Genomic DNA, 17,850 nt, shown 5'->3' with positions numbered 1-17,850 from the left:
GGACAGCTCTCGGCGCCCCCGCACGGGCGCGCTACCAGGCGGAAGAAAGGCACGGGCCGTGGCGTCCACGGTCACCACCGAGCCGGCGGAGAACCCGCAGGCGTCGTCCCGCCCTGGATACGGACAGCTACTGCGCACCCGCGGCGCCTGGACGTTCCTGGTCCCCGGCTTCGCGGCGCGTCAGCCGTTCGCGATGCTCACCATCTCCATCGTGCTGCTGGTGCAGCACACCACCGGCTCGTACGGCGCCGCGGGTGCCGTCGCGGCCGCCACCGGTGTCTCCATGGCGCTGTTCGCGCCTTACAGCGGCCGTCTGGCGGACCGTTACGGACAGCGCGCCGTGCTGGTCCCCGGCGTCCTGGTGCACACGCTCGCCGGCCTGACACTGACGGCCCTCGCCCTCGGGCACGCGCCCCTGTGGGCCCTGTTCCTCGCGGCCGTCCCGACGGGCGCCTCGGTGCCGCAGGTCGGCCCGATGGTGCGGGCCCGCTGGGGCGTGAAGCTCCAGGGCTCGCCCCTGATGACCACCGCGGCGGCGTTCGAGTCGGTCACGGACGAGCTGACCTTCGTCTTCGGCCCCCTGCTGGCCACCGCCCTGTGCACGGCCGTGGCGCCGACGGCGGGCCTGGTCACGGAGGCCGCGCTGACCCTCGTCGGCGGCCTGCTGTTCGCCGCGCAGAAGAGCACGCAGCCCTCGGTGACCGGCGACGACGGGCACGCGCGCGTGCAGCACGTCTCCGCCCTGCGCATCCCCGGCGTGCGTGTGCTGGTCGTGACCTTCCTGGGGATCGGCTCGGTCTTCGGCGGCATGCAGGTGTCCCTGGCGGCGTTCACCGAGTCGATCGGCGAGCCCGGCCTGAACGGCGTCCTCTACGGCACCTTCGCCGCCGGGAACATGCTGTCCGGCATCGTCTGCGGCGCGATCGCCTGGAAGGTGGCGCCCCACAAGCGCCTGGTCGTCGGCTACGCGGCACTCGCGCTGGCCGCGTCCGCCCTGTGGACGGCGCACTCGGTGCTGCTGCTCGCCGCGCTCGGCCTGCTGGTCGGCATGTGCATCGCGCCCTCGCTGATCACGGGCTACACACTGGTGGAGGGCCTGGTCCCGGCCGGTGCCCGCACGGAGGCCTTCACCTGGCTGACCGGCGCCGTCGCGCTCGGCCAGGCCGCCGCCGTGACGGTCGCCGGACAGCTCGAGGACCGGCTGTGGGACGGCGCGGGATTCCTGGTGCCGATGGCCGGCACCGTGCTAGCGCTGATCACCCTGCTGGCGCTGCGCTCCCGGCTGGTCCCGCCGCCCCGCAACCGCACGGTCGCACGTGGCGTCGGTCACCGCGTGCCGGTCACGGTGGACTGATCCCCGGGAATACGTCACTATGGACCGTCGTTAGCACTCATTGAGTGAGAGTGCCAGGAGGAAGACAGTGCCGACCTACCAGTACCAGTGCACCGAGTGCGGCGAGGGCCTCGAGGCGGTGCAGAAGTTCACCGATGACGCCCTGACCGAGTGCCCCAACTGCCACGGCCGCCTGAAGAAGGTCTTCTCCGCGGTCGGCATCGTCTTCAAGGGCTCCGGCTTCTACCGCAACGACTCGCGGGGCTCCACGTCGAGCAGCGCGCCGGCGTCGAAGTCGTCGTCGGGCTCGTCGTCGTCCGACTCGAAGGCGGCCTCGTCGGCGACCCCGTCCTCGGGTTCGTCCTCCGCGGGTTCGTCCTCGACGGGCTCCGGCTCCTCCAGCAGCAGCTCCGCCGCCTGAGACCTCTCCCCGAAGACCCCGCCGTCCTACGACGGCGGGGTCTTCCGCGCTCTCCGGGACCTGCTCCCCCACGGATCCGCCGCCAGCTAGTGTGCTGGTCATGGCGAACGCAGAGATCGGTGTAATCGGCGGCTCGGGCTTCTACTCGTTCCTGGAGGACGTGACCGAGGTCCAGGTCGACACCCCCTACGGGGCGCCCAGCGACTCCCTCTTCCTCGGCGAGATCGCCGGCCGGCGGGTCGCCTTCCTGCCCCGGCACGGCCGGGGTCACCATCTGCCGCCGCACCGCATCAACTACCGCGCCAACCTGTGGGCCCTGCGCTCGGTGGGCGTCCGACAGGTTCTCGCCCCCTGCGCCGTGGGCGGCCTGCGTCCCGAGTACGGCCCCGGCACCCTGCTCGTCCCGGACCAGTTCGTGGACCGTACGAAGTCCAGGGCGCAGACGTACTTCGACGGGCTGCCGCTGCCCGACGGCACCGTGCCGAACGTCGTGCACGTGTCCATGGCCGACCCGTACTGCCCCACCGGGCGGGCGGCAGCGCTGAAGGCGGCGCGCGGACGGGACTGGGAACCGGTGGACGGCGGCACGCTGGTCGTGGTCGAGGGGCCGCGCTTCTCCACGCGTGCAGAATCGTTGTGGCACCAGGCACAGGGCTGGTCGGTGGTGGGTATGACGGGCCACCCCGAGGCGGCGCTCGCCCGGGAACTGGAGCTGTGCTACGCGTCGCTGACCCTGGTCACCGACCTCGACGCGGGCGCCGAGACCGGCGAGGGCGTCTCCCACGAGGAGGTGCTGCGGGTGTTCGCGGCCAACGTCGACCGGCTGCGCGGCGTCCTGTTCGACGCGGTGGCGGCGCTGCCGGACACCGGGGCGCGGGACTGCCTGTGCGGGAACGCGCTCGGCGGGATGGACCCGGGGTTCGAGCTGCCGTGACGCGCGGCGGGGGGCGTGGCGGCACTGGGCGGAGCGCGGGGGCGGCACTGGGCGGAGCGGTGGGGTGGCATCGGGTGGAGCGGTGGGGGCACCGTGCGGAACTGCCCGTTCGGGTGAGCGAGTTGTCCACAATCGGTCGGTGATCCACCGTGTCCGACGGGATCCGGTGTGAGGCCCCATGGTGGCAGGGCAAGCCGAATTCCTCGTCGCAGGCGGTGATCCCCATGCCTTCGCCCTCGTCCTCCCCCAGCCCGTACCCGCCCGTCCCGTACTCGCCCGTCCCGTCCTCGCGCTCCTCGCCTTCCCGCCCACCCGCTCGTGCCGCGCTGCCGGTTCCGCTGCGGCCCCCGCGCCCGCTGGGCACGGATGCTCCGGCGACCCACGAGGTGCCCGCGTTCGATCCGGTGCGCGTACGCGGCGGGCGCTATCAGTTGCAACGGCTCGTACGGCACCGCAGGCGGGCCGTCGTGGCCGGCCTCGCGGTGACCGCGGCGGCACTCGTGGCCGCCGGACCCCGGACGGGTCCGGAAGCGCACGGCGCCGACCCCGCCCGCGGGCACCGGCCGGCGGAGCCCGTACGACGGCACGCGACGGTGGACATGGTGACGGCACCGGTGCGGATCGCCGACGCCGCCACGGTGCGGCTCCTGCGGCCCGGTGACCGGGTCGACGTCATCGCCGCGGAGGACCCGGCGGCCGGGGGCGGCGCACGGGTGCTCGCGCGCGGTGTGCGGGTGACGAAGGTGCCGGAGCCGCTGGACGGTACGGCCGGGAGCGGGGCCCTGGTCGTGCTGGCGGCGCCGCGGGCCACGGCGGCACGGCTGGTAGGCGCGAGTGCGACGGCCCGCCTGGCGGTGACACTGTGCTGACCTCACTCGCCCGCGTGCTCGGCGGCCTCCTGTCGAGGGCATTGATCGGGCTGCGGAACTGGACACCATGGCCACACCGTGACGTAGGTTGCGGAGGGTTTTGTTCCACACCCTGTGCATGCGAGGAGAGTCCCCCAGGTGAGCGCGAAGAAGGAACCGAGCGTCTGGCACGGCTTCAAGGCCTTCCTGATGCGCGGCAACGTCGTCGATCTGGCCGTGGCGGTGGTGATCGGCGCGGCCTTCACGAACATCGTCAACGCGGTGGTGAAGGGAATCATCAACCCGCTGGTCGGAGCGATCGGCACCCAGAATCTCGACAACTACAGCTCGTGCCTGAAGGCCCCGTGCCAGGTGAGCGCGAACGGCACGGTCAAGAGCGGCGTACCGATCCTGTGGGGCTCCGTCCTCGGGGCCACGCTCACCTTCGTGACCACCGCCGCGGTGGTGTACTTCCTGATGGTGCTGCCCATGTCGAAGTACCTCGCGCGGCAGGCGGCCCGCAAGGAGGCACGGGAGGGCACGAAGGAGGTCGTGCAGGTGACCGAGGTGGAGGTGCTCAAGGAGATCCGCGACGCGCTGGTGGCGCAGCGCGGCCCCGACTACGAGCGCTAGAGGTCCTCCCGCGGACGGCTCAGAGGTGGTGGGGCGGCTTCTCGTCGAGGAAGCGCTTCAGGTCGGCGGCGCTGTCACGGTCCGTGCGCTCGCCCCACCCGCGGTCGGTGTCGTCCGACGACTGCTGCTCCAGCGGGTCGTCGAAGACCAGCGCGGGCTTCGGGTCACGCGGCACGGGTTCGGGGGCGGTGCTCATGCCACCAGGGTACGGCGCCCGCCGGAACGGCCTGGCGCACTGCTCCGGCCGTCACTCCCCGGCGGGGTGGGGCTGGGCCAGACTGGCGTGCATGACAGCTGACGCACTGACCGACGTCGCCGGACTGCGGGTGGGGCACGCGACCCGGAGCGGGGACGGCTGGCTCACCGGCACCACCGTCGTCCTCGCCCCCGTAGGCGGCGCCGTCGCCGCCGTGGACGTCCGCGGCGGCGGCCCCGGCACCAAGGAGACCGACGCGCTGGACCCGCGCAACGTGGTGCGGAAGGTCGACGCCCTCGTGCTGACCGGAGGCAGCGCCTACGGGCTCGACGCCGCCTCCGGGGTGATGGCCTGGCTGGAGGAACAGCGGCGCGGGGTGCCGGTGGGGACGGATCCGGCGCACGTCGTACCGGTGGTGCCCGCCGCGTGCGTCTTCGACCTGGGCCGCGGCGGGGACTTCCGGGCGCGTCCGGACGCGGCGACGGGGCGCGCCGCGGTGGAGGACGCCGCGGCCCGTCCCTCCGGCGCCCGGGTGCCGCAAGGGTGCGTGGGCGCGGGTACGGGCGCCGTCGCGGGGCGGCTCAAGGGCGGGGTGGGCACCGCGAGCACGGTGCTCGGCTCGGGCATCACCGTGGCGGCGCTGGTGGTCGCGAACGCGGCCGGATCGGTCGCGGACCCCGACACGGGCGCGCTGTACGGGGAGTTCTTCCAGGGACGGGTGACATATCCGGAGCGGCGCGTGCACGAGGCCGCGCGCCGGCGTCTCGACGAGGTCGCCGACCGGAACGCGCCGGCACCGCTCAACACGACGCTGGCGGTGGTCGCGACGGACGCGGACCTCTCCAAGGCGCAGGCGCAGAAGCTGGCGGGCACGGCGCACGACGGGATCGCGCGCGCGGTGCGGCCGGTGCACCTCCTGCACGACGGGGACACGGTGTTCGCGCTGGCGACCGGCGCCCGCGCGCTCGGGACGCATCCGCTGGCGCTCAACGACATCCTGGCCGCCGGCGCCGACCTGGTGACGCGCGCGATCGTGCGGGCGGTGCGCGCCGCCGGGTCGGTCGACGGGCCGGGAGGGGTGTGGCCGTCGTACGGGGAGCTGTACGGGCACAGGCAGGAGTAGGACTCGGGCGGTCACTGCGCGCTGTTCGCGGGACGCCCGTGCCGGGGCTGGCTGCTGGGCTGGGTTGGGCTGGTGGGACGGGGTGCGCCGCTCACGGCGTCGCTTTGTCGCGGTTCTGTCACGTGATGGCGTCAACGGGGGCCGGAGGGAACCCCGACCGGCGTCGGCTCCCTCTTTCTCCACGCACTGGAACGGACCACGCACATCACATGAACTGGAGCAGCCCGTGACAACGCCGGACATTGCAGCGCGGCGCGTACTCGGGGCCTGTGCCGCCCTGATGGTCGGCGCCCTCACCCTGACCGCCTGCGGTGGCGGCGCCGCCGACGGCAAGGACGACGGCAAGGGCGGCCAGGGCTCCCCCAAGACGTCGACGGCGGAGATAGCGATATCGGCCAAGGACGGTTCGACCGGCGCGTCCATCAACGCCACCGGGGTGAAGGTCAGCGGCGGCCGGCTGACCGACGTGAAGATGACCGTGGCCGGGTCGGCGCAGACCGTGCCGGGGGCGATATCGGCGGACGGCGGGAGGTGGAAGCCGAAGGAGCACCTGGAGCGCGGGACGAAGTACCGGATAGCCGCGACCGCGAAGGACGCCCAGGGGCGGACGGCGGCTGCCAACTCCATCTTCACCACGGTCACCTCGTCGAACAGCTTCATCGGCACCTACACGCCGGACAGCGGCACGACGGTCGGCGTGGGCATGCCGGTGTCGTTCACCTTCGACAAGGCGATCACCGACAAGAAGGCCGTGCAGTCGCACATCGCGGTGAACTCCAGCAGCGGCCAGCAGGTGGTCGGGCACTGGTTCGGGGACCGGCGCCTGGACTTCCGGCCGCAGGAGTACTGGAAGGCCGGGTCCAAGGTCACGATGAAGGTCGACCTGGACGGGGTCGAGGGCGCCAAGGGCGTCTACGGCGTGCAGAAGAAGAACGTCTCCTTCTCGGTCGGGCGGTCGCAGGTCTCCACCGTCGACGCCGGAACACAGACGATGACGGTGGTGCGGGACGGCAAGACCTTCCGGTCGGTGCCGATATCGGCGGGCAGCGCGCAGCACACGACGTACAACGGGCAGATGGTGGTCTCCGAGAAGTTCGTGCAGACCCGCATGAACGGCTCGACGGTCGGGTTCGGCGGGGAGTACGACATCGCGGACGTCCCGCACGCGATGCGGCTGACGTCGTCGGGGACGTTCATCCACGGCAACTACTGGTACGACAAGGGCAACCCGCCCTTCGGCCGGGAGGGCACCAGTCACGGCTGTGTCGGGCTCGCGGACGTGCAGGGGGCGCAGGGCGCCACGTCCGCCAAGTGGTTCTACGACAACACGCTCGTCGGGGATGTCGTGATCGTCAAGAACTCCCCCGATGCGACGGTCGCCCCCGACAACGGACTCAACGGCTGGAACATGTCCTGGAGCGCCTGGACCGCCGGAAGCGCCGTCTGACCGGCGGGTTTTGACGGTACGACGGGCCGTGCGGGAACATTTCGCGCGGCCCGCGCGTTTTCCCGGCGTACGTTTTCCCGGTTCCCGGGCATGATGTCCGACCGAGGGGCTACGGTATGCACCCACAAGGTGACATGCAGCAACGCCGGGAGATGCCTTGAGCGTTCCGTACGAGACCGCAGCGTACGAACCAGCCGAGTCGCCCGAGTCTCCTGAGGAGCATCTCGCGCGACTCCTCGGCCGTGCCCTGAACTCCTTCGAACTGCCTGACGAGGTGTTACGGCGACTGGACTGCGCGCTGGCGCACGACAGTTCGCTGCACTCCGCGTACCACAGCGCGGGGCTGCACCGGGAGACGTACCGGCACACCTGGCTGCTCGCCGACGGTGCGGCGGTGACGCTGTGGGAGCTGGTGCACAACCCCATGCCCGGCAGCGCCCCGGAGCACGAGGTGTACGCCGACGAGGAGGAGCTGCAGGCCGCCACGGCACGGCTCGGGATGCCGCCGGACACACGGGAGTTCGAGCTGCCCGCGCTGATGCGGCTGTGGGCGGTTCCCGAGCCCCGGCACACGTTCGCCTCCGGTGACTCGGCGGACCACGCGCGCCGGCTCCTGCGCCGCGCGGAGAACGCCGACCGGCCCGGCGCGGAGACGGCGGCGCTGCTGGCGACGGCGACCGCGCACGAGATCACCCAGGCTTTCGGACGGCCCGGCCGGGCCGGACGGGCGGGGCTGAACTACACGCTGTACGAGCACGCCTTCCTGCTGCCGGACGGCACCGAGATCTCCCTGTGGGAGGTCGAGCACACGGCGACCCCCGACGGGCGGCACATGTGCGAGGTGTACTTGTCGCAGGACGCGGCCCGCGAGGCCATGGAGAGGCGCGCGACGCGGCAGGGCTGACGGTGCCGGGAGGGGTGACGTTGCGGCAGGGGTGACGGGGACAGCTCCGGGGTCAGCCGTCGGCGAGCTGCCGTACGAGGCCGGCGAACGCGTCCTGTTCCGCGGGTGTCAGCTCGACGGACTCCAGCGGGGGGCCGACCCGGGTCTGGCGCGGCAGCGCCGGGAGCCTCGTGGCGCGGCGCCGGGCGGTGGCCCGGGGGCGGCGCAGCAGGCGGAGCAGACGCACCAGGACGACGGCCCAGGCGACGGCCGCCACCGCGAGGACGGCCTCGCCGATCAACTGGAGGGTCGGGGCGTGCTCAGGCATGCACCCCAGTACACACCACGGTCCGGGACTTCGGGCCCGGACCGTGACGTATCTCGCAGGTGCCGTGAACAACTCACAGCGAACTAAAGGGACAAGGCGCCGCACGGACCGGCGCGGCGGTCAGGCCGCTATCGGCTGCCTGGTTCCCTCCGGTGCGGTGGCCGGGTCCGGGGCGGGGTCGTCGGCCGGGGACCCGGGAGCCTGCTTGCGCATGCCCTTGAGGACGACCACCAAGGCGGTGGAGACGCAGACGCCGGCCGCGACGGCCACCAGGTACAGGAACGGGTTGCCGATCAGCGGGACCACGAAGATGCCGCCGTGCGGGGCGCGCAGAGTCGCGCCGAAGGCCATCGACAGGGCGCCGGTGAGCGCACCGCCCACCATGGCGGACGGGATGACCCGCAGCGGGTCGGCCGCCGCGAACGGGATCGCGCCCTCGGAGATGAACGACGCGCCCAGGACCCAGGCGGCCTTGCCGTTCTCGCGCTCGGTCCGGGTGAACAGCCTGCCGCGCACGGTGGTGGCCAGGGCCATCGCCAGCGGCGGGACCATGCCGGCCGCCATCACCGCGGCCATGATCTGCATGGCGGAGTCGCTGGGGTTGGCGACGGCGATACCGGCGGTGGCGAAGGTGTAGGCGACCTTGTTGACCGGGCCGCCCAGGTCGAAGCACATCATCAGGCCGAGCAGGGCGCCGAGCAGGACGGCGTTGGTGCCGGTGAGGCCGCTCAGCCAGTCGGTCAGACCCTTCTGGGCCGTCGCGATGGGCTTGCCGATCACGACGAACATCAGGAAGCCGACGATCGCCGTGGAGATCAGCGGGATCACCACCACCGGCATGATGCCGCGCATCGCCGCCGGTACGTCGAACCTCTGGATCGCCATCACCACGCCGCCGGCGAGGAGACCGGCCGCCAGGCCGCCCAGGAAACCGGCGTTGATGGTCGAGGCGATCATGCCGCCGACGAAGCCGGGGACCAATCCGGGGCGGTCCGCCATGCCGTAGGCGATGTAGCCGGCCAGGACGGGGACCAGGAAGCCGAAGGCCACGCCGCCGATCTGGAACAGCAGCGCGCCCCAGCTTTCCGCCTGGCTCCACAGGAAGTGGTCCATGACCGAGGGCGCGTTCTTGACGCCGTAGCCGCCGATCGCGAAGCCCAGCGCGATGAGGAGACCGCCCGCGGCGACGAACGGGACCATGTAGCTGACGCCGGACATCAGCCACTTGCGTAGCTTGGTGCCGTACCCCTCGGTGGAGTCGCCCGCGCGCTCGACCGGCGTGCCGGCCGACGCGTGCGCCGGGGCACTCGCCTCACCGCGCGCCGCCTTCTGGCGGGCCTCCGCGATGAGTTCGGCGGGACGGGTGATGCCCGCCTTCACACCCACGTCGACGGTCGGCTTGCCCGCGAAGCGGTCCTTGTCGCGCACGGGGACGTCGTGCGCGAAGATCACGCCGTCGGCCGCCGCGATCACCGCCGGGTCCAGCCGGGTGAAGCCGGCCGAGCCCTGCGTCTCGACCACCAGTTCCACACCGGCCGCACGGCCCGCGTTCTCCAGGGACTCGGCCGCCATGTAGGTGTGGGCGATGCCGGTGGGGCAGGAGGTGACGGCGACGATACGGAAGCGACGCTCGCCGGAGGCGGAGGCGGTTCCGGCTCCGGAGCCGGAACCGGTGGCGGCGGCTGTGGGCGGGTTGGCCGCCGTGCCGCTGCCCGCTGCGGCGCCGGCGGAGGCCGCCGCCGGCGCCGCAGCGGTGTCCATGAAGGTGCCTCCGGTGCCCTGAGCGGCGCCTTCCGCGCCCTCAGCGCCCGTCTCACCCTCGGGGGCCGCGTCACCGGGGGCTTCGTCACCGGCGCTCGCGGCGGCACCCTGCGCGCCCGGCTCCGCCGACGGCGCCTCGTCCCCGCGGATCAGCGCCGCGGCCGTCTCCGCGTCGTCCGCCGTCCGCAGGGCGGCGGTGAACTCGGCGTTCATGAGCTGGCGGGCGAGGGAGGAGAGGATCGTCAGGTGGGCGTCGTCGGCCCCGGCGGGTGCCGCGATCAGGAAGATCAGGTCGGCCGGGCCGTCCGCGGCACCGAAGTCGACGCCGGTGGCGCTGCGGCCGAAGGCGAGGGACGGCTCGGTGACGTGGGTGCTGCGGCAGTGCGGGATGCCGATGCCGCCGTCGAGGCCGGTCGGCATCTGGGCCTCGCGGGCGGCGACGTCGGCGAGGAAGCCCTCCAGGTCGGTCACCCGGCCCTGGGCCACCATGCGCTCGGCGAGGGCACGGGCCGCCGCTTCCTTGGTGTCGGCGGACAGGTCGAGATCGACCAGGTCCGCGGTGATCATGTCGCTCATCGCGGGCTCCTCTGCACGCGTACCGCCCGGAGGAACGGGTGGGCGGTGGTGGGGACGGGGGTGGTGTGGGGGGAGCGGGGCGGGGTGGTGCCGGGGAGGGGGGTCATGGCGCCGGCTCCGTCAGTTCACGGTCGAGGGGGATGTCGGCCGTGACCGTCACCGCCGTCGGGTCCAGGTCGGCGGGGCCCGGCATCACACTGCCGGGGAGCTGGACGGCGGCGGCGCCGTGGGCGACGGCGGAGGCCAGGGCGCCGGGGCCGGTGCCGCCGGCGATGAGGAAGCCGGCGAGGGAGGCGTCACCGGCGCCGACGTTGCTGCGGACGGCGGACACACGCGCGCTGCCGAACCAGGCGCCGGCGTCGGACACCAGGAGCTGGCCGTCGGCGCCCAGGCTCGCGAGCACGGCGCCTGCGCCCATGGCACGCACCTCCTCGGCCGCCTTGAGGGCGTCGCCGACGGTCGCGAGGGGGCGGGCGACCGCTTCGGCGAGTTCCTCGGCGTTCGGCTTCACCACGTCGGGCCGCGCGCGCAGCGCCTCCAGCAGCGCACGCCCGGAGGTGTCCAGGGCGATGCGCGCGCCGCCGGCGTGCGCCCGCGTGACGACGTCGGCGTACCAGGAGGGGGTGAGCCCCCGGGGCAGGCTGCCGCAGCACGCGATCCAGTCGGCGTCGCGCGACTGGGCACGGACCGTGTCCAGGAGCAGTTCCTGTTCCGCCGCCGTCAGGTTGGGGCCCGGCGCGTTGATCTTCGTGAGCACACCGTTGTCCTCGGCGAGCGCGATGTTGGAGCGGGTGGCGCCGGCGACCGGGACCGGCGCGACCTCGATGCCCTGCGCGTCGAGCAGCTCGGCGACGAGCGCCCCCGGCGCACCCCCCAGGGGCAGGACCGCGACGGTGCGCCGGCCGGCGGAGGCGACGGCGCGCGAGACGTTCACGCCCTTGCCGCCGGGGTCCATGCGCTCGCCGGTGGCGCGGATGACCTCGCCGCGCTCCAGGGTGGGCACCTCGTAGGTGCGGTCGAGGGACGGGTTGGGGGTGACGGTGAGGATCATGCGCGCACTACTTCCGTGCCGCCGCGCTCGATGACGGCGGTGTCCTCGGGGCTCAGCCCGCTGTCGGTGATCAGCAGATCCACGTCGCCCAGGCCCCCGAAGCGGGCGAAGTGCTCCTGGCCGTGCTTGGCGGAGTCGGCCAGCAGCACCACGCGCCGGGCGGCGGCGATCGCCGCGCGCTTGACCGCGGCCTCGGCGAGGTCGGGGGTGGTCAGACCATGCTCGGCGGAGAAGCCGTTGGCGGCGACGAACGCGACGTCGGCGCGGATCTCGCCGTAGGCGCGGAGCGCCCAGGCGTCCACGGCGGCGCGCGTACGGTGCCGTACCCGCCCCCCGATGAGGTGGAGCTGCAGGCCGGGATGGTCCGCGAGGCGGGCCGCGATGGGCAGGGAGTGGGTGACGACGGTGAGGCCGGCCTCCAGCGGGAGGGCGGCGGCCAGGCGGGCGACCGTCGTCCCCGCGTCGAGGATCATCGTGCCCTCGGCCGGCAGTTCGGCGAGGGCGGCCTTGGCGATGCGGTCCTTCTCGTCGGCGGCGGTGGTCTCGCGTTCGGCGAGGTCCGGCTCGAAGTCGAGACGGCCGGCGGGGATGGCGCCGCCGTGCACCCGGCGGACGAGGCCGGCGCGGTCGAGGGCCTTCAGATCGCGGCGGATCGTCTCCGCGGTGACCTGGAACTCCTCGGCGAGCGACAGCACGTCGACCCGGCCGCCGTCACGGGCGAGCCGGAGGATCTCCTGCTGCCGCTCCGGTGCGTACATGTCCGTCTGCCTCCGCCTCGATGTCCGGCCACTTCCGATGTCATGCCCGAACGTGTGGTTTAAGGGCGAGACTACGCCTGGCTTTCCAGGAAGTAAACAGAATCGGGCACAGAGCGGGCGTGAGCGGGCATGCCCCGAGTGGGGACTGACAGGAACAGGCGGAACGGACGGGAACCGATGGGAGCCAGGGGGAACCGGCGGGAACGGACGGCGAGACAGGCGTACGGGCAACACGAGGCCCGGCACCTGTCGGCGCCGGGCCTCGTGGTCGTACGGGCGTGTACCGCGCCGGCCTCACCGGTCTCGTACGAGCGTCCGCCCCACCGGTGCGGGTCCGTGGCGGGGAGCCACGGCGTGCGTGGTCACGACACCGGTTCGGGCTCCCCCGCCACCGGCGCCTCCTGGCCCGCACCGCCCTCCACATCCTCGGCGCCCTCCAGGTGCTGCGCCGGGCGCTTGGGGAGGGCGGACATCAGCAGGAAGATCGCGGCCATGATCCCGGCGACCCACCACAGGGCGTGCTGGAAGGCGTGCACGAAGGCCGGGCCGACCCGGTCCAGGGTCAGCCGGTCGCCGATCTCCCCGAAGAACACGACCGACACGAGGCCCAGTCCGAGCGCGTTGCCCATCTGCTGCACGGTGTTGATCAGCCCGGAGGCGGAACCGGCGTGCTCACGCGGCACCTCGGAGAGCACCGCGTCGGTCAGCGGGGCGACGATCAGCCCCATCCCGGCGCCCATCACGACCAGCGGCGGGGCCATCTGCCAGGAGGCGATGGCGAGACCGTAGTGGCGGGCCTCCCACAGGTAGAGCAGCACGCCCGCGCCCATCAGCAGCGCGCCCGCCTGGAGCACCTTGCGGCCGAACCGCGGGACGAGCTGCTGCACCGACAGCCCGGCCGCCGTCGACACGGCGAGCGAGAACGGCACCCCGGTCAGGCCGGCCCGCAGCGGGCTCCAGCCGAGGCCGATCTGCATGTAGAGCGTCCAGACCAGGAAGAAGATGCCGAGCGCGACGCCGAAGACGGTCTGTACGGCGATGCCGGCGGCGAAGCTCTTCACGCGGAACAGCGACAGCTCGATCAGCGGGGAGCCGTCCCGGGCCGCCTTGCGCCGCTCGTAGACCACCAGTCCGGCGAAGACGACGAGCGCGCCGGCCATGCACACGTACCCCCACAGCGGCCAGCCCAGCTCGCGCCCGCGGGTGAGCGGGTAGAGCAGCATCAGCAGGCCCAGCGTGACCAGGGCGACGCCGACGAGGTCCAGTTTCAGGGCCTTCGGCGCGCGCGACTCGGTGATGAACCGGCGGCCGAGGAGGAAGGAGACGACGCCGACCGGCAGGTTGATGAGGAAGATGGGCCGCCACTCCAGGCCGAACAGGTTCCACTCGGTCAGCAGCGCGCCCAGCAGCGGGCCGGAGACCGCGCCGAGACCGACGATCGCGCCGAACAGGCCGAAGACCTTGCCGCGTTCGTGGGCCGGGAAGGTGGCGTGCACGATCGACAGCACCTGCGGCACCATCAGCGCCGCCATGCCGCCCTGGAGGATGCGGGAGGCGACCAGCATCTCCGGGTTCACGGCGAAGCCGCACAGGGCGGAGGCCAGGGTGAAGCCGCCGACGCCGACGAGGAACAGCCGCTTGCGGCCGTGGATGTCGCCGAGCCGGCCGCCGGTGATCAGACCGGCGGCGAACGCGAGGGCGTAGCCCGCGGTTATCCACTGGATCTGGCTGACCGAGGCGTGCGCGGTGCGCTGGATGGACGGGATGGCGATGTTGACGATCGTCACGTCGACCAGGTCCATGAAGGCCGCGGTCATGACGATGGCCAGGGCCAGCCAGCGGGTTCTGTCGCCGGACGCCGCGGGCGTGCGTGGGAGTGGGCCGGTACCGGTGCCGGTGCCGCGGGTCTTCTCGGCGTTGCGGTCGATCGAGGTCATACGAGCACGCTAGACCGGAAGTAGGTCAGATCGTGTCCTATATCCACGGCATCCTGGTCCTCATGACGACCGACACCCCGGCACGCCTGCTCCAGCTCCTCTCCCTCCTCCAGACCCCCCGCGAGTGGCCCGGCGGGGAGCTGGCCGAGCGGCTCGGGGTGTCCCGGCGTACCGTGCGGCGGGACGTCGACCGGCTGCGCGAACTGGGGTATCCGGTGCAGGCCACGAAGGGCGCGGACGGCGGGTACCGGCTGGTCGCGGGCAAGGCCATGCCGCCGCTGGTGCTGGACGACGAGGAGGCGGTCGCGATCGCCGTGGGACTGCGCGCCGGTGCCGGGCACGCCGTGGAAGGCGTGGACGAGGCGTCCGTACGGGCCATGGCCAAGCTCGAACAGGTGCTGCCGGCCCGGCTGCGCCACCGGGTGTCCACATTGCAGGCCGCGACGACGCTGCTGACCAGCGGAGACGGGCCGAGCATCGCACCGGAGACGCTCACCGTGATGGCGTCGACCGTGGCGGGGCGGGAACGCCTCAGGTTCGCCTACCGCGACAAGGACGGCAGCGCGTCCCGGCGGCTGACCGAGCCGCACCGGCTGGTGTCCACCGGGCGCCGCTGGTACCTGGTCGCCTACGACCTCGACCGGGCCGACTGGCGGACGTTCCGGGTGGACCGGGTCAGCCGGCCGTTCTCGACCGGGGTCCGGTTCGCGCCGAGGGAACTGCCGACGGGGAGCGCCGCCGAGTATCTGCGGCAGTCCATCCACCGGCGGCAGGAGACGTACACGTTCGACGTGCGGTTCGCCGCGCCGGCGGAGCAGGTCTCCGCGCGGATGCCGACGTGGGCCGGGACACCCGAGGACGACGGCACGGGCGGCTGCGTCCTGCGCGGCACAACCGGCGGTCCCGTCGAGTGGCTGGCGGTGCGGCTGGCCATGGTCGGATGCGAGTTCACCGTGCGCGGCCCGGCGGAACTCGTGACCCGCGTACGAGAACTGGGCGAACGCCTCTCCAGAGCCACCAGCACGACGCCGTAGGGCCCCTGAGCCGAGGGAGGGGGCGCTCACGGGGTGCGGGGCACTACCGCGCCTGCCGCTTCTCCCCTCCCCAGCCGAAGTCCCGCACCGCTGCGAGGTGGCGCAGGGCCAGGGCCGCCGGACCCTGCGGGCCGCTGGGCGGGGCCCCGGTGGCGGCCCAGCACTCCACGGCCACGCGGACGGCGGAACCGGCCACGGCCGCGGCGAACCGGGTGTCCGGGGTGACCACCACCGGGCTCGCCCCGAGCGCCGCCGGATGCACGGCCGACGGCGCCGGCCCGGCCGCCGGTACCGGGCCTGCGGCTGCCGCCGCCGGGGCCGGCGCCGGGGCCGGGGCCGGGGTCGCGGGGGCCGGGGTCGCGGCCGGCGCCGCCGGATGCACGGCCGCCGGTGCGGGTGTGGGGCTCGCCGGTGCCGGTGCCGGGGCCGCCGGTGCCGGTGCCGGTGTTCGCCACGTCATGATCTCCGCCAGCGCCCGCTCCGACGTCTGGCAGACCTCGGCCCAGACCTTGTGCAGGGCCGGGCTCGTGTCGGCCAGGCGGATGAGGGTGCGGACCCACTCCCAGGACGCGGCCGAGACGCCTACGCCGGGGGCGAGGGTGTGCCGGACGGCGTGTTCCAGGGCGTCCGGGAGATCCAGGTCGGCCGGGGCCGTGCGGACCGCCTCGGTCCAGCGCTGGGCGCCGGCCGCGTAGAGAGGGGCCACCGCCTCCTCCTTGGTGGCGAAGTAGCGGTAGAACGTGCGCGGTGCGACGCCGGCGGCCTGTGCGATGTCCTCCGCGCGGGTCGCGCGCAGACCCTGCTGGACGAAGAGGGCCGCCGCCGCCCTGGCGATCTCCATCCGGGTCTCGGCCTTGCGGCGTTCGGTGAGCGACACCGGCGCGGAGGCGGAAAACGGCTGGTGGGCAGGGGTAGGGGTGGTGCTCATCCGGGCAATCTATGCCCGTGTGACAGAATCTGCCATCCCGGCGGTCCACCCCGGGGTTCAGGTACGGGGTGGGCCGCCGTTCCAGTGCCCGGACACCCGGAACAGCCGTGACGAACAGCCGGCAGGCGTGACCACCGCCCCGCCACAGCCCCCTGGATCCGGCCCCGGGAACAAGAAGAAGCCGGGCTCCGGACGCCCGGGGGGGGGAGGGCGCCGGAGCCCGGCGGGGAAGTCCCGGCGCCGGGGGGGGATTGCGTCGGGACGTGGCTCACATGGGGTCGGCTGGGGTCAGCCGGGTGGTGCGGTGGGGGTGGGGAGTGCGGTTGCGAGGCCCGCTACAGGGCCCGCATGGGTTGTTCCCTCGGGCTCCACGGTTGAAGCGACCGGACCACGCCATGTTTGCGCCGTCTTTCGCCACGGGCGTGCGCGCCGCGCGGAGGCCGTACATCCGGTACGCCGTTTTCGCCGTGTCGGCGTACGGCCCGCACACGACCGTGCACGGCCGGCACCACACCGGGTGCGGTCGGCACCCCGCCGCGTACGGCCGCCGGCACCCCACCGCGCCGTACGCGGCCAGGCTCCCCGACGCTCTTGCCCCACGCCCTCCCCGTCTCCCACTGCGTTCCGCTACGCCGCCGCGTCGAATCCCGTGTCACGGGCAAGCTTCTTCAGTTCGAGGAGGGCGTGCTTCTCGATCTGGCGGATGCGCTCGCGGGTCAGACCGTGCTCCTTGCCGACCTCGGTCAGGGTGCGCTCACGACCGTCCTCGATGCCGTACCGCATCTTGATGATGGAGGCCGTGCGCTGGTCGAGGCGGCCGATCAGGTCGTCGAGTTCCTCGCTGCGCAGCAGGGTCAGGACGGACTGCTCGGGGGAGACCGCGGAGGTGTCCTCCAGCAGGTCGCCGAACTGGGTCTCGCCCTGGTCGTCCACCGACATGTTCAGCGAGACCGGGTCGCGGGCCCAGTCGAGGACGTCGATGACGCGCTCCGGTGTCGAGCCCAGCTCCGCGGCGATCTCGGCCGGCTCCGGTTCGCGGCCGTTCTCCCGGTTGAACTCGCGCTGGACGCGGCGGATGCGGCCCAGCTCCTCCACGAGATGGACGGGGAGCCGGATCGTGCGGGACTGGTCGGCTATCGAGCGGGTGATCGCCTGGCGGATCCACCAGGTGGCGTACGTCGAGAACTTGAAGCCCTTGCGGTAGTCGAACTTCTCGACGGCGCGCACCAGGCCGGCGTTGCCCTCCTGGATGAGGTCGAGCAGGGGCAGGCCGCTTCGCGGGTAGCGCCGGGCGACGGCGACGACGAGGCGGAGGTTGGAGCGGATGAAGACGTCCTTGGCCCGCTCCCCCTCGGCGACCAGCGTCTCCAGCTCCTCGCGGGTGGCGGGCGTCTTCGTCTCCTCGTAGCCGTCGAGGACCTGCCTCGCGAACACACCCGCCTCGATGGTCTGGGAGAGATCGACTTCCTTTGCGGCGTCCAGCAGCGGCGTGCGCGCGATCTCGTCGAGGTACATGCCGACAAGGTCGCGATCTGCGATCTCGCCGCCATGAGCGCGAACACTTGCCGAGTCGGCCGTCTCGCCGGTGGCGGACTTACGACGGGCGACGGCACGGGTTGCCATGCGAGCTCCCTTGCGGTGGTGGGCTGGCGGGTGGTC

17 protein-coding genes are annotated in these 17,850 nt (G+C 73.1%); 9 read left to right on the top strand and 8 right to left on the bottom strand.

All coding sequences use genetic code 11. From position 1 onward, the window contains the following. The first annotated feature begins 58 nt into the window (after positions 1–58). From D9753_RS20560 to mscL, 5 genes are all read left to right on the top strand, one after another. Positions 59–1,354: an MFS transporter gene (locus D9753_RS20560; protein WP_121788321.1), complete on the top strand. Its 1,296-nt coding sequence runs from the start codon at positions 59–61 to the stop codon at positions 1,352–1,354. Between the two features lie 67 nt (positions 1,355–1,421). Next, positions 1,422–1,754, top strand: a complete 333-nt coding sequence (locus tag D9753_RS20555) for an FmdB family zinc ribbon protein (RefSeq protein WP_121788320.1) — start codon at positions 1,422–1,424, stop codon at positions 1,752–1,754. 100 nt (positions 1,755–1,854) lie between these two features. Beyond that, positions 1,855–2,688: an S-methyl-5'-thioadenosine phosphorylase gene (locus tag D9753_RS20550; RefSeq protein ID WP_121791193.1), complete on the top strand. Its 834-nt coding sequence runs from the start codon at positions 1,855–1,857 to the stop codon at positions 2,686–2,688. A 224-nt stretch (positions 2,689–2,912) separates the two neighbouring features. Continuing rightward, complete coding sequence (locus D9753_RS20545) at positions 2,913–3,557, top strand: hypothetical protein (protein ID WP_240468231.1); 645 nt, start codon at positions 2,913–2,915, stop codon at positions 3,555–3,557. Positions 3,558–3,695: 138 nt separating this feature from the next. Continuing rightward, positions 3,696–4,169 (top strand): large conductance mechanosensitive channel protein MscL, encoded by a 474-nt coding sequence (gene mscL, locus D9753_RS20540; RefSeq protein WP_121788319.1) that lies wholly within the window; start codon positions 3,696–3,698, stop codon positions 4,167–4,169. A 19-nt stretch (positions 4,170–4,188) separates the two neighbouring features. Here the strand turns inward: mscL and D9753_RS20535 are convergent, their stop codons facing one another. Further along, positions 4,189–4,365 (bottom strand): hypothetical protein, encoded by a 177-nt coding sequence (locus tag D9753_RS20535; RefSeq protein WP_121788318.1) that lies wholly within the window; start codon positions 4,363–4,365, stop codon positions 4,189–4,191. 91 nt (positions 4,366–4,456) lie between these two features. Between D9753_RS20535 and D9753_RS20530 the strand changes: the two genes are divergently transcribed. The 3 genes from D9753_RS20530 (at position 4,457) to D9753_RS20520 (ending at position 7,839) form a co-directional block, all read left to right on the top strand. Then, the gene (locus tag D9753_RS20530) at positions 4,457–5,488 is read left to right on the top strand and encodes a P1 family peptidase (protein ID WP_205614212.1); all 1,032 of its coding nucleotides are present in this window, start codon (positions 4,457–4,459) and stop codon (positions 5,486–5,488) included. Between the two features lie 226 nt (positions 5,489–5,714). Continuing rightward, complete coding sequence (locus tag D9753_RS20525; protein ID WP_121788317.1) at positions 5,715–6,935, top strand: L,D-transpeptidase; 1,221 nt, start codon at positions 5,715–5,717, stop codon at positions 6,933–6,935. Between the two features lie 157 nt (positions 6,936–7,092). Then, on the top strand, positions 7,093–7,839 hold the full coding sequence (locus D9753_RS20520) for a DUF6227 family protein (protein WP_121788316.1): 747 nt from the start codon (positions 7,093–7,095) through the stop codon (positions 7,837–7,839). Between the two features lie 52 nt (positions 7,840–7,891). On the opposite strand, the gene D9753_RS20515 is transcribed toward D9753_RS20520, so the two are convergent. From D9753_RS20515 to D9753_RS20495, 5 genes are all read right to left on the bottom strand, one after another. Continuing rightward, a complete protein-coding gene (locus D9753_RS20515) occupies positions 7,892–8,146 on the bottom strand; it encodes a hypothetical protein (protein ID WP_121788315.1) in 255 nt (84 codons plus the stop codon). A gap of 120 nt (positions 8,147–8,266) precedes the next feature. Then, positions 8,267–10,483 carry a PTS fructose transporter subunit IIABC gene (locus tag D9753_RS20510; protein ID WP_121788314.1) on the bottom strand — a complete coding sequence of 739 codons (2,217 nt, stop codon included), beginning with the start codon at positions 10,481–10,483 and terminating at the stop codon, positions 8,267–8,269. Between the two features lie 103 nt (positions 10,484–10,586). Then, complete coding sequence (gene pfkB / locus D9753_RS20505; RefSeq protein ID WP_121788313.1) at positions 10,587–11,534, bottom strand: 1-phosphofructokinase; 948 nt, start codon at positions 11,532–11,534, stop codon at positions 10,587–10,589. Beyond that, positions 11,531–12,292 carry a DeoR/GlpR family DNA-binding transcription regulator gene (locus tag D9753_RS20500; protein ID WP_121788312.1) on the bottom strand — a complete coding sequence of 254 codons (762 nt, stop codon included), beginning with the start codon at positions 12,290–12,292 and terminating at the stop codon, positions 11,531–11,533. Before D9753_RS20500 ends, pfkB begins: the two co-directional genes overlap by 4 nt. A 362-nt stretch (positions 12,293–12,654) precedes the next feature. Then, positions 12,655–14,229 (bottom strand): MFS transporter, encoded by a 1,575-nt coding sequence (locus tag D9753_RS20495; protein WP_394346736.1) that lies wholly within the window; start codon positions 14,227–14,229, stop codon positions 12,655–12,657. A 62-nt stretch (positions 14,230–14,291) separates the two neighbouring features. On the opposite strand from D9753_RS20495, the gene D9753_RS20490 reads away from it, so the two are divergent. Beyond that, positions 14,292–15,263, top strand: a complete 972-nt coding sequence (locus D9753_RS20490) for a helix-turn-helix transcriptional regulator (RefSeq protein ID WP_205614211.1) — start codon at positions 14,292–14,294, stop codon at positions 15,261–15,263. 43 nt (positions 15,264–15,306) lie between these two features. Here the strand turns inward: D9753_RS20490 and D9753_RS20485 are convergent, their stop codons facing one another. Both D9753_RS20485 and D9753_RS20480 read right to left on the bottom strand, forming a co-directional pair. After that, positions 15,307–16,191, bottom strand: coding sequence for a TetR/AcrR family transcriptional regulator (locus D9753_RS20485; RefSeq protein ID WP_449455292.1), 885 nt, complete (start codon positions 16,189–16,191; stop codon positions 15,307–15,309). Positions 16,192–16,818: 627 nt separating this feature from the next. Continuing rightward, on the bottom strand, positions 16,819–17,814 hold the full coding sequence (locus tag D9753_RS20480) for a sigma-70 family RNA polymerase sigma factor (protein WP_121788311.1): 996 nt from the start codon (positions 17,812–17,814) through the stop codon (positions 16,819–16,821). Positions 17,815–17,850: the final 36 nt, after the last annotated feature.

This window comes from Streptomyces dangxiongensis (genome assembly GCF_003675325.1).
GTDB classification, from domain to species: domain Bacteria; phylum Actinomycetota; class Actinomycetes; order Streptomycetales; family Streptomycetaceae; genus Streptomyces; species Streptomyces dangxiongensis.
This window is presented reverse-complemented; position numbering and strand designations above follow the sequence as displayed.